The organism is Kineobactrum salinum, from assembly GCF_010669285.1.
GTDB classification, from domain to species: Bacteria; Pseudomonadota; Gammaproteobacteria; order Pseudomonadales; family Halieaceae; genus Kineobactrum; species Kineobactrum salinum.
In genome coordinates this window covers 3,088,613-3,102,888 of the sequence record NZ_CP048711.1, presented here as the reverse complement: position 1 = coordinate 3,102,888, position 14,276 = coordinate 3,088,613, and the positions used below count along the sequence as shown (strand labels likewise).

6 protein-coding genes and 1 pseudogene are annotated in these 14,276 nt (G+C 56.2%); 6 read left to right on the top strand and 1 reads right to left on the bottom strand.

Annotated elements, in window-relative coordinates; all coding sequences use genetic code 11:
* Positions 1–91 precede the first annotated feature (91 nt).
* Positions 92–1,549 (top strand): M48 family metalloprotease, encoded by a 1,458-nt coding sequence (locus tag G3T16_RS13670; RefSeq protein ID WP_163495732.1) that lies wholly within the window; start codon positions 92–94, stop codon positions 1,547–1,549.
* A 9-nt stretch (positions 1,550–1,558) separates the two neighbouring features.
* Here the strand turns inward: G3T16_RS13670 and nadA are convergent, their stop codons facing one another.
* The gene (gene nadA / locus G3T16_RS13665) at positions 1,559–2,632 is read right to left on the bottom strand and encodes a quinolinate synthase NadA (protein ID WP_163495731.1); all 1,074 of its coding nucleotides are present in this window, start codon (positions 2,630–2,632) and stop codon (positions 1,559–1,561) included.
* A gap of 276 nt (positions 2,633–2,908) precedes the next feature.
* Here nadA and G3T16_RS13660 point away from each other — a divergent pair, with 276 nt between their 5' ends.
* The 5 genes and pseudogenes from G3T16_RS13660 to G3T16_RS13635 all read left to right on the top strand — a co-directional run bounded on the left by G3T16_RS13660 (position 2,909) and on the right by G3T16_RS13635 (position 14,263).
* Positions 2,909–4,618 (top strand): putative bifunctional diguanylate cyclase/phosphodiesterase, encoded by a 1,710-nt coding sequence (locus G3T16_RS13660; protein WP_163495730.1) that lies wholly within the window; start codon positions 2,909–2,911, stop codon positions 4,616–4,618.
* Positions 4,619–4,759: 141 nt separating this feature from the next.
* Positions 4,760–6,532: a two-component system response regulator gene (locus tag G3T16_RS13655; RefSeq protein ID WP_197911671.1), complete on the top strand. Its 1,773-nt coding sequence runs from the start codon at positions 4,760–4,762 to the stop codon at positions 6,530–6,532.
* Between the two features lie 112 nt (positions 6,533–6,644).
* Positions 6,645–8,572 (top strand): annotated as a pseudogene (locus G3T16_RS23135) (S8 family peptidase).
* 345 nt (positions 8,573–8,917) lie between these two features.
* Positions 8,918–9,580 (top strand): hypothetical protein, encoded by a 663-nt coding sequence (locus G3T16_RS13640; protein ID WP_163495727.1) that lies wholly within the window; start codon positions 8,918–8,920, stop codon positions 9,578–9,580.
* A gap of 234 nt (positions 9,581–9,814) precedes the next feature.
* Positions 9,815–14,263 carry a hybrid sensor histidine kinase/response regulator gene (locus tag G3T16_RS13635; protein WP_163495726.1) on the top strand — a complete coding sequence of 1,483 codons (4,449 nt, stop codon included), beginning with the start codon at positions 9,815–9,817 and terminating at the stop codon, positions 14,261–14,263.
* Positions 14,264–14,276 lie beyond the last annotated feature (13 nt).

The window sequence follows — 14,276 nt, the reverse complement described above, 5'->3', positions numbered from 1 at the left end:
CGGCAGACAACATTCATGTCACCGGACCGGTTCCCTGCAGTACAATGCAGCTGACCCGGTTCCTAATTCGTCAAGTGGTGATTTTCCCGGCATGTTTCGCTCCCTGTTCAAATATTCCCTGCCCGTGCTGCTGCTCCTGCTGCTGGCAAGCCCCGGGCTGCGGGCCAACACGGAGGGCCTGAAGCTGCCCAATCTGGGGGAGTCCAGCACCAGCCTGTTTTCCGCCGAGTACGAGCACCAGCTGGGCCGCACCTGGCTGCGGATATTCCGCAGCCAGGTCTCGACCGTCGATGATCCGCTGCTGTTCGACTATCTTGAGGACCTGGTGTACCGGCTGGTCACCCACAGCCAGCTGGAAGACCGCCGGATCGATCTTGTGGTGGTCGACAACCCCACCATCAATGCCTTCGCGGTACCCGGAGGGGTGATCGGCGTCCACAACGGCCTGCTGCAATACGCCCAGACCGAGGACGAACTGGCCACCGTGCTCGCCCACGAGATTGCCCACCTCAGCCAGCGCCACTTCTCGCGCCGGGTGGAGTTCCAGAAGAACCAGCAGCCGCTCAACCTGGCCGCCATGCTGGCGGGCTTTGTATTGCTCGCCACCGCGGGCGGCGATGCCGGCATGGCAGCATTGTCGGCGGCCCAGGCCGCAGCCCAGGATTCCGCCCTGCGCTACAGCCGCAGCAATGAAGCGGAAGCCGACCGGGTCGGCATGCAGACCATGGTGGCAGCCGGCATGAACCCCCACGCGGCGCCGGCCATGTTCGAACGCATGCTGCAGGCCTCCCGCTACGCCAGCAGCAACCGGATTCCCGAGTTCCTGCGTTCGCATCCGCTGTCGGAGAACCGCATCGCCGACACCCGCAACCGCGCGCGCCAGTATCCCCGGCCACCGGAGAGCGACGACCTGCAGTACCAGCTGATGCGGGCACGGGTCATCAACCAGCTCACCGCCACGCCGGAGGAGGCTATCCAGAAATTCAGGGGCCAGTTGGAGGGGACCACCCGATCGCGGGAAGCGGCGACCTACGGCCTGGTGCTGGCGCTGATCGACGCGGGGCGCACCGACGAGGCGGGGCTGGAGCTGGACTCCATCTGGTCACGCAGCCCCGACCGTCTGGAGTACAAACTGGCCGCGGCAGAACTGCATATGGCGCGCAATGAACCGGAGAAAGCCGTGCAGCAGCTGCAGTCAGAGCTGAAGCTCTCGCCCGGCAATCACCCGCTGACCATGGCCTATGCCCGGGCCCTGATGCGCGACCAGAAGGCCCACATTGCCGAACAGGTGCTGGTCGAGCAGAGCAAGCGGCGCTCCAATGATCCCGGCTTGTGGTACCTGCTGGCAGAAGTGCAGGGACTGTCGGGCAATATCATCGGGCTGCACCAGTCGCGGGCCGAATACTTCATTCTGAACGGTATTCTGGACGAAGCGGAAAAGCAGCTGAACTATGCCATGAAGCTGGTCAACAGCGACCATGTCACACGCGCGCGCATTCAGGAGCGACTGCGCGATATCGCGACCCTGCGCGAGCGCATGGAAATCTGATGGCGCGGCTCAGGCGTTGCCGACCACGGATTTCCGGAGCCCGGCCGCGAAGTCCAGCATCCGGCGCAGGGGCACCATCGCCTGCTCACCCACTGCCGGATCGACGAAAATCTCGTTGTCCGGGCGATTGAACACCGTGGCCAGGGTTTCCAGTTCATTCATTGCCATCCACGGGCAGTTGGCGCAGCTGCGGCAGGCCCCGCCGCTGCCGGCCGTCGGCGCGATGAGGAACTCCTTGTCGGGAGCCTGCTGCTGCAGCTTGTAGAAAATGCCCTGGTCGGTGGCAATGATGAAGCGCTTGTTGGGCATCTCCCGGGCCGCGCGGATGATCTGGGTGGTGGAGCCGACCCGGTCCGCCAGCTCCAGTACCGCGTTCGGCGATTCCGGATGCGCCAGCACTATCGCGTCGGGGTAGACCCGTTTCAGATCGGCAATACCGCGGGCCTTGAACTCCTCGTGCACGATACAGGCACCCTCCCAGACCAGGATATCGGCGCCGGTTTGCCTGCGGACATAGTCGCCCAGGTGGCGATCGGGCGCCCACAGGATCTTCTTGCCCTGGGAGGACAGGTGCTCCGCCACATCCAGCGCAATGCTGGAGGTGACCACCCAGTCGGCGCGGGCCTTGACCGCTGCGGAGGTATTGGCGTAGACCACCACCTCCCGATCCGGATGCTGGTCACAAAAGGCCGAAAATTCCTCCACGGGGCAGCCCACGTCCAGCGAGCAGGTTGCCTCCAGGGTAGGCATCAGCACGCGCTTGTGCGGCGTGAGTATCTTGGCCGTTTCACCCATGAATTTGACCCCGGCCACGACCAGCGTGGAGGCCGGGTGATCGTGCCCAAAACGTGCCATTTCCAGCGAGTCGGACACACAGCCGCCCGTCTCCTCGGCCAGGGCCTGGATTTCGGGAGCAGTATAGTAATGGGCCACGACCACGGCATTTTCAGCACGCAGCCGGGCCCCAATACTCGCCTTGAGCTGCTGCTCCTGGACCGGGTTGAGCGACCTGTGCTGCTCATGATCCAGGTGCTGCTGCACCTGCTGGCGGATGGTTTCAAGTTTGTCGGAAGCGATACTCATAGGTCACATGGTGAAGAGGAACAACATGAAATTGTAACACAAGCTTCCCGCAGCGAAATCTCGCCGGGCGCCGCCAATTCGGTAGCCTCGGCGCGGGCCTCGGCGATCCCGCGGCCGACCCGTCCTGTCCCTTTGACACATTTTTGCAGTGGAAGGACTAGAAATGTCCTCAAATATTGCGTATAAGCTTATGTTATGTAACGAATAAGCCGCTCCAGCTCAAATGGCACGAGAAGCGGCTCGCTCGGGGATTGGAAGGCAACACCAGGGGCCGTCGTGGATCTGCGCAGGATATTGCTGATTTCTGACGAGGAGCGGGACTACCTGCTGCTGGCGGATTGCCTTGAGCGAGCCAGGCCAACACGCTTTCGCCTGCTCAGTTGCGACTCACTGGAACGGCCGCTGGAGGTGCTCGCTGACCCGGAGCTCGACATCGTCATCATGGTGCCGGGACCAGAGACCGAATACCTGCTGCGGCTAATGCAAAAGAGCAATATCCCCACCCCGGTAATGCTGCTGCTGGATGCGCCGCCCAACGGCCAGGAATACCGCCTTTTCCAGGACTGTGGGGTAAAGGACTACCTGATCCGCGAGCAGCTTCAGCACGCATTTCTCGACAAGGTACTCGACTATGCCATTGAGCTGAACAGGGCCCGCAACACCATCCGCGACCTGTCCAACCGCGACTCCCTGACCGGGGTATTGAACCGTGCGGGCTTCAGGGCGCAACTGGAGCAGACCCTGCAACACGCGCAGCGGCACGACCTGAAGACTGCCCTGCTCTACCTCAATATCGACCAGTTCACCAGCGTCAACGACCACTTTGGCGAACACAACGGCGACCTGCTGATTCAGCAGTTGTCGCGCCGCATCCTTAACAAGCTCAGAAATACTGACGCGGTGGCACGCCTGGGCGGCGACGAATTCGCAATCATCCTGGAAAACGTCAGCAGTGCCAGCGATGTTGCGACGATCGCCGGCAAGCTGCTGCAGACTATTGCGATGCCCGTGTTGCTCGAGGAGCAGCAGGTTCAGGTCAACGCCAGCATCGGTGCCGCCCTGTATCCCGACGATGCAGGCGACCTGGCAGAATTGCTGGAGCAGGCCCGCAGTGCGATGCAGCAAGCCAAACCGGTAACCGGCAGCAAGTTCATCCACTACAGTGAGCGGCTGCTGTTCGATGCCGGCGGCGGCAATTCGCTGGCCGCCGAATTGCGCACGGCAGTACGGAAAAACCAGTTTGAACTGCACTACCAACCCCGGGTGATACTGGAATCCGGCCAACTGGCGGGGCTGGAAGCCCTGTTGCGCTGGAACCATCCCGAGCGGGGCCTCACTTGCCCCGGAGAATTCCTGGCGGAATGCGAGGACATGGGGCTGATGAAGAACATCGGCCACCAGATCATCCAGCATGCCTGCTGCGCATTGAACTGGATGGCCGAGCAGGGACTGGGCGACATTGTGGTAGCTGTCAACATTTCGTTCTCGCAAATCCAGGACGACCATTTTGTCGGGGCGGTAAAGGACATCCTGGACCGTACCGGCGCCAATGCGGCACGGCTGGAGTTCGAGCTGACGGAAAACACCATTCTGAAGAGCCCCAGCGCCATCAAAGCCCGCATGGAGGAACTGGGGCAGCTGGGCATCAGCTTCTCCCTGGATGATTTCGGCACCGGCTTTTCTCAATTGTCCCATCTCACCGAACTGCCCATCTCGGCGCTGAAAATAGACTCCAGCTTCGTCCGCGATCTGCCCCACAACCGCCAGCAGGCCGCCGTTTGCAGCCTTATTATCCAGATGGCCAGACGCCTGGAACTGGAAGTCGTCGCCGAGGGCGCGGAGAGTTACGAGCAAATCGAATACCTGCGGGCGGAACATTGCCACCAGGTACAGGGCTTTTACTACAGTCCGGCGATCCCCCTGCAACAGTTGCCGCGCTTTGTACAGGAGCAGCGCTTCAAGTATCGCGAGCGCATCAGCTCTTGAACTCGACTAACCAGGCAGCAGCGGCCAAAAGCGGCCGCTCATCGGAGAACACTAGGCGCAGCATACGAGTGATGGTAGCCTGTCGCGCCAACCCTGGGCTCCCCCATATGGCTACCAATGTCAGATAACCTATCGCCTGGAATGAGCGCAAAGATTCTGGTCTGTGATGATGACCAGAATGTACGGTTCCTGACCCGCCAGTGTCTTGAAGCCGAAGACATGCTTGTGGTGGAAGCCCACAGCGGTCCCGAGGCGCTCGATATGTTCGTGCGCGAAAGGCCCGACCTGGTGTTCCTGGACGTCGAGATGCCGGGCATGACGGGGCTGGAGGTCTGCCGCCGTATACGCCAGATGCCACAGGGCGAATCCATTCCCATCATGATTGTCACCGGCTCGGACGACAGGCAGTCGATAGACCAGGGCTTTGACGCGGGTGCGACGCAATACAAGACCAAGCCGTTGAACTGGTCATTGCTCGGACGGGACGTCCAGTACATGCTGCGCGCCAGCCAGGCCTTCAATTCCCTGAAGCGGCAAGAGGACAGACTGCGCTACCTCGCCTACTATGATCCGTTGACCAATCTCCCCAACCGGCGCAGCTTCAATGAACAGCTGAACCGCATCCTGAAGCGGGCCAAGCGCAACAAATCCTATGCCGCACTGCTGTTCATCGACCTGGATAATTTCAAGCGGATCAATGACTCCATTGGTCATGGCCGCGGCGACAGACTGCTAGTGGAAATAGCCAAACGGCTGATCCTGGAACTGCGGGAAGACGACGCCGTAAACTATATTTCAGAAGACGATGTCTCGGATCCGGATAGCAATACCGAAATAGCACGACTGGGGGGCGATGAGTTCACCGTCGTGCTGTCCGACGTTCCCGACATGATTCATGTGGAAGCGGTTGCCAGGCGCATCCTCAACACTCTCTCCAAGCCCATAGCGCTGCAGTCGCACAACCCTGTCGTCACCCCCAGCATCGGTATCGCGATCTACCCCCAGGATGGGGAAGACCCGGACAGCCTGGTGCGCAACGCCGATACTGCAATGTATGTGGCCAAGGCCGAGGGGCGCGCCTGTTACCGTTTCTACAATGAAGAGATGAATGCCCAGGCCGTGGAACAGCTCAAAATGGAGGAAGAGCTGCGCCACGGCATGCAGTTCGGCGAACTCGAACTGCGCTATCAACCGCAGATTGAAACCTCCACCGGCTCGGTAGTCAGCCTGGAGGCCCTGGTACGCTGGAAACACCCTCTCCGGGGCATGGTGCCGCCGTCAGAGTTCATCCCGGTTGCCGAGCGCACGGGACAGATTATCGAACTGGGAGAATGGGTAATGGCGGAAGTAGGCCGACATTGCCGGTACTGGGACTCGCTGCAGCTGGAGCCCTTCCGGGTCAGCGTGAATATCTCGCCACTGCAGTTCAATCAGAGCAATCTGTCCCAGTTCATTCGGGACTTCATAGAAAGTTCCAGTTTCGCCCCCCACAGGCTCGAGCTTGAGCTCACCGAAAGCGCTATCATGACCGATGCCGAGACCAATATCGTCAAACTCCGGGAGCTCAAGGAAATCGGCGTCGATCTGGCGGTAGACGACTTTGGCACAGGTTATTCCTCTCTGAGCTACCTCAAACGGTTTCCGATAGATACGCTCAAAATAGACCAGAGCTTTGTTGCCGACCTGTCCAGCCCCGACGGCGCAGCCATCATCGATGCGATTCTGGCGCTGTCCAAGACACTCAACCTGCGGGTAATCGCCGAGGGTATAGAAAACGAAGAACAGATGCAGTATCTCATCAGGAGCAACTGTGAACTGCTGCAGGGATATTACTTTTCCCAACCGGTCTACCCTGAGGAAGTGCCGGACCTGCTGCGGAAAAACTTCCTGGCGCAACTATTTCCGAGACACTGATTTGCACCGACTTCCCCGTATAGCTGGCTATCTGCCACTCATCCTCTGTGCCACCCTGGTCCTGGTGGCAGCCACGGGGACCGAAGCCGCCGGCAGCAAACTGCTGCGTATCATGTTGCAGGGCGAGTCGGCCAGCGAGATGCGCGCGCTGGTGGAGCAACACGGCGGCACCGTCACTCACGACCTGCCCATCATCGATGCGGTGGGCGCCGATGTAACGGCAGACCAACTTCAGCAGATAAGGCAGGCACCGGGCATCTCCCGTATCATCGATGACCTATCTGTCGACGTGCCCGAGCCCGTGCCGCCGGTTACCGACACCTGCGATGTCGGTGGCGCCCTGGAGGCCCAACTGGTCGAGCAGGGCATACGCTGGAAACTCTACAACAAGCATGCCGATGCCGCCCGGCTACAGACGCTCAGCTTCAGCTGGCCCGCCGCTCTCGGCACCCTGCAAAGCCTGACCCTGGGAGACCAGGAGCTGATCCGGGAGAGTCGGCCGAAGGCCGATGACGACCGTTTTACAGTGTCTGTCAGCTACCCGGAGACCGAGGCGCCGGCGCTGGTCCAAAATGCCACCCTCGCGGCGAATTTTGCAACCCCATTGACTGAGCTGTCAGACGGCCGCTGGCTGCAACGGGATTTCAGCCTGAGCCTTGAATTCAAGGGCGAATGCAGCACCAAACTGATTCCCGGCTACCCGGATTACGCCGCCGATACCTATTATCCGCAGGTGGCTGGCGCCGCAGAACTGCATCAACTGGGCGTCACCGGGAAAGGCGTAACAGTCGCCGTGCTGGATTCGGGACTATGGGAGCATACCGCCCTTGCCAGGGATACTCAGGGCCAGCCCCGAATCCTCGGGCGCTACGACGCTATCGCCGACAGGGCAGGGGAAGAGGTTTTTGACGACAGCGGCCACGGCACCCATATGACCAGCGTGATCGCGCACAGCGGGCAGGTGCTCGAAGACGGCATGAAGCCCAGCGGCTCCTTCAAGGGTATCGCGCCGGACGCTGGCCTGGTGGCAGTGAAAGCGTTCGACGACGAAGGCCAGGGAGACTTCCTCGACATTGTCAGGGGCGTACAGTGGATCGTGGACCACAGAGAGCGCCTGGACATCAAGGTCCTCAACCTGTCTTTTGCAGCCAGGCCCCGCTGGCCGTATTTCCTCGACCCGATCAACCAGGCCCTGATGCGCGCCTGGGCGGCAGGCATCACCGTGGTGGCCGCGGCAGGAAACGAAGGTCCCGACGCCATGACAATCGGCTCTCCAGGCAACCTGCCCTACCTGATTACGGTGGGGGCGATCACGGACTCCTGGACGACTGACAGCCGGGATGATGACTACATTCCCGACTTCTCGTCACGGGGCCCACTCCCAGCGGCCACATCAAGCCTGACCTCGTCGCTCCGGGCGGGCATATCGCAGGCATAATCCGCCCCGGCAGCACCCTCACCCGCAAACATCCCGACTACATGATCAGCACCGGCGAGCTGGTGATGACCGGCACCTCCCAGGCCAGCGCACTGGTGGCCGGTATTGCCGCGCTGCTGCTGCAACTCGAACCAGACCTGCAACCGGACGATATCAAGTGCAAGCTGATCAGTAGCGCGGAGCTTGCGATCAATCGCGACGGCAAGCTGGCGTACAGCCCATTCCAGCAGGGCAACGGTTATGTCAACGCAGTCCGGGCCGTTACCCTGGGACAGCGAGGCTGCGGCAACCAGGAAATGGACATAAATGTCGACATCGCGGGCACCGAATATGTCGAAGGCCCCGCCATTGTGGATGAGCAGGGCAAGTCCAGCCTGCCCGGCCTTGAGAAGATGCTCAGCCCCAATCCAGCTGCCAAGGGCCATAGCCAGGATCGGCGATGGGGAGTAAAAGAACACATAGAGCGCCAGGACCCCCTTGAGCCTGATCCGGAACTGCCATTCGACTGGCTGGAGATCTACCTGGCGGAAAGATCCATCATCGAAGCTCTCTCCAACGATGATCCTGATAACGAGACCGTCAAGAGCGAAACCGAACAATAGTACCCATTCTGGTCAGTGAACTCCCCGCAATGGCTCCCCGAATAATTTTTTATTTATTTTTCAATTAGTTAATAATACCTCTTTATAAAAAACTACAGCTACCGCCTTCCACTCAACAGTTTTTCCAGCTCCCGAATACCCCAAAAAGGTTATGGCGGCCACTTCTTATTGTGGGCTACCGCACTTATAACGTTCGTCAAGCATTGATGGATCAAATTGTGAAGTGCCTCTCAAGGATGAGAATCCACTCGGGAACTGCGTCACATAAAGTGACGAAATTTGAATTGAAGGGGCAGGACTGTTATGAACAACTCTTTGGAAATCGTGAAGAAGGGAGCTGGAATTTTGGCATTGGTATTCGCGATGCCAGCATTGAGTGACACCGGTGCCTCTTCACATGCTAGCCAGGTCCACAAAGTCAGCCATTCACTCGCTGCCAAGCACAGCTACTCCGTAAAGCCCAGCTACAAATGGGGCCAACCGAGCGCCGAAGAGGCCAGTACACCTGCCGAATGGGCCCATACGGAAACTCAGGCCAGCAGCTACAAGTGGGCCACCGCCAGCAATAAGGTCAATGATGATGGCAACCGTGTGGTCGCCGGGAATTCAGCGTGGGGTGTACAGAATTCTGCGGGGCAGGCTGCCTACAAGTGGGGCATCCAGAGCCACGCCGACCAGGCCGCCTACAAGTGGGGCATCCAGCGCTACGCCGACCAAGCCGCCTACAAGTGGGGTATCCAGCGCTACGCCGACCAAGCCGCCTACAAGTGGGGTATCCAGCGCTACGCCGACCAAGCCGCCTACAAGTGGGGCATCCAGCGCTACGCCGACCAGGCCGCCTACAAGTGGGGCATCCAGCGCTACGCCGACCAAGCCGCCTACAAGTGGGGCATCCAGAGCTACGCCGACCAAGCCGCCTACAAGTGGGGTATCCAGCGCTACGCCGACCAAGCCGCCTACAAGTGGGGTATCCAGAGCTACGCCGACGACAATAGGGGCCCCCGCTAATACACCAGAATCCTGTTAGTTCCCTCATATTGCGAGTCAGCTAGCAATGGTTAGCTGACTCGATTGCCTTTACCTCGGTAAATTACCCGCTAAAGCGCTCAGCATTCTAGTGCACCCTGATAATATTGATTACACTGCCCTGACATTGATCATGGATAGTGAGCGGTGGCAGTCGGAGTCCGATCGCGAAACGGTTTTTTATTCAGCATAGTATTGTGCTGGATTTGCATCGGTGTGCGTGCAGAATCCTTCGACGACACCATCAGTATAGATTTTGAACCGTCTGTTGTTTCCAACAACCTTACCCAACAAGTTGTTACACAGATATTCCAGGATTCGTATGGACACCTCTGGTTTGTCACCCAGGAAGGCCTGAATAAGTACAATGGGCATGAACTCGAGAATTATCGCTACTCGCTGACAAACCCGGCGTCACTTTCCCACAATGCCGTTACCCAGATTGCCGAAGATCACCAGGGAAATATATGGGTCGCGACCAGGGGTGGGGGCCTGAATAAATATGACCCGATAAGCAATGGGTTTAGTGCGCTACTGACGGACGATAGCAACGTCAACTCTCCGGCATCGAACGACGTATACACTGTATTTGTGGATCAAGAAGGCGATGTATGGCTAGGGTATGACAATGCCATCAGCGTATTTTCACCGACAGATATGACTTACCGGCACTTCTTTCCGGCCAATGAGAATTTACCGTATTTAGGTGAAATAATTAGTTTCGCTGAAACCGGTGACGGGAGCGTTTGGGCCTCGACAATGGCCAGTGGTTTACTGCAAATAGATAAAAACCGGTCCGATCTGGAGATCGTTAATAACAGCGAATCATCTCCTGACATCCTCACCTCAAACTCTGTTGTAAGTATCTTTTCCGACTCGGATGGGTTTATTTGGGCGCTGACCTTGAATGCGGGTATCTCAAGGTATAACCCCAGAAACAACACCTCACAGCATTTCCGCCATGACCCCACGGATAACAACTCGCTATCGTCAAATAGTACTCTCTGCATGTTTCAAGATTCAGATGGCCGGATATGGATATGCACTCTGGAGGGACTGAATCTGTACCGTCCAGAAAGTGGAACGTTTCAAAGATTTACCAGTAGCAATACAAGTCTTCCATCCAATCGCGTCTACAGCTTGTTTCAATCACGAGAAGGCCTGTATTGGGCAGGCACTGTTTTTGGACTGGCCTCTGGCACCAAGAATCTTTTCCCCAAGTTTAACAGTATGGTGGGCAGGCTATCGGATGACTCTGTGAACGCGTTTGGAGAAACAGGCGATGGCAGTATCTGGGTGGGCACCGATGATGGATTGAACAGATTGCGACCGGATCGTGAGCTCTTTGAGTGGATAAACGAATCCACCGAGCCCTCAATCTCGAATACTGCAGTTATGAGCCTTTTGGGTGAAGAGGACACACTATGGATCGGAACGTTCTCCGGAGGGCTAAATAAGTTCGACCTGAGTGACAATGCAATAACGGCGTTCAGACACTCCAAGTTTGACAACTCCACCATAGGCGCAAACGGAATTACTTCTATAATAAGAGCCTCCAATGGGGATCTACTCGTTGGCACTTATGGCGGAGGCCTCAGCATACTTGAGACAAGTAGTCGCGCCTTCCTCAACCACACTCACAACCCATTGAACCCGGACTCGATTAGCAACAATAACGTAATTGCAGTGTTTCAAGACTCCTTGGGCCTCATTTGGGTTGGAACGGAAAACGGCTTGAACCAATTCAAGCCCGAAACAGGAAAGTTCCAGAAATACTTTACGGAACGCGGCAACACAGACAGCATCTCCAACGATATGGTTTGGTCATTCTATGAAGATGACGCTGGAGATCTTTGGCTCGGAACCAATGGTGGCGGACTTAACCGGTGGGATAGAGCGGATCGCCTGAGAGGACGGGAGAAATTCCATCATTATTCTGAAAATATATCGCTGCCAAGCTCCAACATTTATGGCATTCAAAGCGACTCAGATGGAAACATATGGCTGTCCCACAACAGAGGCGTAACTAGGCTAAACCCCAACACCAATGACACCCGCCAATACGGAATCCGGGATGGGCTTCAAAACACCGAATTCAATATGGGCGCATCATTCAAGTCGGGAAGTGGAAACATCTACTTTGGAGGCAATCTTGGATTCAATGTAATAGACCCTGACAATCTCACGGACGATAATGAGCCCCCTCTTGTTGGCATTTCTGAAATACGGATACTCAACGAAAGACGGGAATTTAGCGCCCCCTATAATGATCTTTCACTTATAGAACTCGAACACACAGACAATATGCTGACGGTAGAGTTCTATGCGGCAGATTACTCGAACCCAGCGCTTTTACAATACGGATACAAACTCGTTGGCATGAACGACAATTGGGTAATATCCGACGAGGCCAGGCAAGCGTCCTTTACTACGTTACCTCCAGGGCAATATCAACTAAAACTGGCGGCAGCAAGTCCAGGCGGAGCCTGGAATTGGGACGGAAAGTCTATCGATATAATTGTCAATCCTCCACCCTGGCGGAGCCCGCTGGCTTACGTGGCATATATAGCTTTGGCTATCATGCTCATCGCTCTTCTGATTCAGAAACAAAACAATCGAGCGCGCGCCGCCCTGGCTCGGCAGAAGGAGCTGGAACAAAAGGTGCAGGAAAGAACTATTGATTTGGAAGCGGCCCGAAAGAGCGCTGAAGACGCCAACAAGGCCAAGTCCGACTTCCTGGCTACAATGAGCCATGAAATTAGAACGCCTATGCACGGCATGATCGGCATGACCGAGTTGCTGCTGCATACAAGCTTGACTCAGCAGCAAAAGAAGTTTGCATCGGCAGCGCATTCAAGCGGTACAGCGCTCCTCAAACTCATCAATGACATTCTGGATTTTTCAAAGATAGAGGCCTCACGCGTCGACATAGAGGCGGTCGACTTTGATATCGTAGAACTGATCGAAGAGATCTGCTACATACAGTGCGAGCCGGCGGAAAAGAAAAATCTCTCCTTGAACCACATAATAGATTCTGATGTGCCGCAGACACTCAGGGGCGATCCCGGAAAAATCCGGCAAGTGATCATGAACCTTGTGGGAAACTCCATCAAGTTCACACATAATGGATGGGTTAACGTTCGCGTCAATGCCAAGGGTTCCGCAGGCACAGATGACCAAATGACGATACAAATAGTTGTTGAGGACAGCGGAATAGGCATGGATGCGAAAACCGCGGAAAGAGTCTTTGAACCATTTACGCAAGCTGATGCAAGTACCACACGCAAATACGGAGGCACCGGGCTAGGGCTTTCTATATCAAGACGATACATAGACCTGCTGGGCGGTCAAATTGAAGTCAAATCCGAGCCAGGGGTTGGGACTTCAATATTGGTAGAGGTTCCGCTATACAACAACGCCGAAGCTAAAGTATCGCAGCCTGAATTCGGGGATGCTATCAAAGTAGTAATCGTTTCGAAGATCGATCCGTTCGTTGAAATGCTACAGTCACAACTGTCGCGAGCTGGCATCAGCAACATTGAAGCGAACCCCGAAGACGTGGCAGCAAGACTGGATCAGCCTCATTGCATCTGGTTTGTAGATTTCGAAAGCATCAAAGACGATGATGACCTTGTACACCAGTTAGCCAAGGTGCCCCGGGGGGTCGCTGTAACACCCCTGAGAAATTATACTCTCGGGCAAGCATTCATGGCCTGGCCAAGTATAACAAAGCCTACTGCGACCTCAGTAGTATATGGGGCGCTCAGAAAAATATTGTATAAGACACGCCCAATCAGCGCTCAAAAATCAGCAGCCTCTACCAAGGCGCTCTCCGTACAAAGAGTACTAATAGCGGAGGACATCCCAACCAACCAACGCATTGCTCAGGAAATGATTGAGATGCTTGGCTACAAGGTGGAAATCGCGAGTGACGGAAGTGAAGCCGTTCGCATGCAGAGCCGAAATGAGTACGATCTCATCTTCATGGATTGTCAAATGCCGATTATGGACGGCTATACAGCGGCACGCCAGATCAGGACTAATGAGGAAGACCTTGGCAGAGAAAGGGTGCCTATAATCGCATTGACTGCCGGCATTTCTCGGGACGAAAAAAGTCTATGCTTTGAGTCGGGAATGACTGATTACTTAGGTAAACCATTCAAGCTCGACGATTTGAAGGGTGTTCTGGCGAAGCATCTGAGTCAAACTTTACAAACCGACAGATCTATTGATTTTCCGGTAAATGACTCGGAATTCGAAGCATCAAAAAATGATCCGAATCATGACGTAATCGATTATCAGGCAGTCAACAACATTCTCGAAATAGAGAAGGCAACGGGTCGTGCCATCCTGCTCCAGGTTTTTTCCGGCTTCACGAAACAAATGGATGAAAAGCTCCTGGAAATCGACACCGCCCTAGCGCAAAAATGTATAGCGGATATTTACAAGATTGCTCACGCCATCAAATCAATGAGCGCAAACATTGGTGCAGAGCAAGTGAAGTCTATTGCCGGCCGACTGGAAGCGCAGGCCCGAGACAATTCCATTGAGAGCCCTGAATCCTATCCGGAAGAACTGAGAATCGCCTTGGCAACGTTTTGTGAGCACTTCAGGCAGGAATTTTCATCATACCTGGAACCAGAGGCTGAATCTGGACACGGCTAAAGCCAGGCAAGAG

What these genes read in the sequence shown, in the direction of transcription:
- G3T16_RS13670 (WP_163495732.1), top strand. Translation starts at nt 92, where the DNA reads ATGTTTCGCTCCCTGTTCAAATATTCCCTGCCCGTGCTGCTGCTCCTG.
- nadA (WP_163495731.1), bottom strand. Translation starts at nt 2,632, where the DNA reads ATGAGTATCGCTTCCGACAAACTTGAAACCATCCGCCAGCAGGTGCAG.
- G3T16_RS13655 (WP_197911671.1), top strand. Translation starts at nt 4,760, where the DNA reads ATGAGCGCAAAGATTCTGGTCTGTGATGATGACCAGAATGTACGGTTC.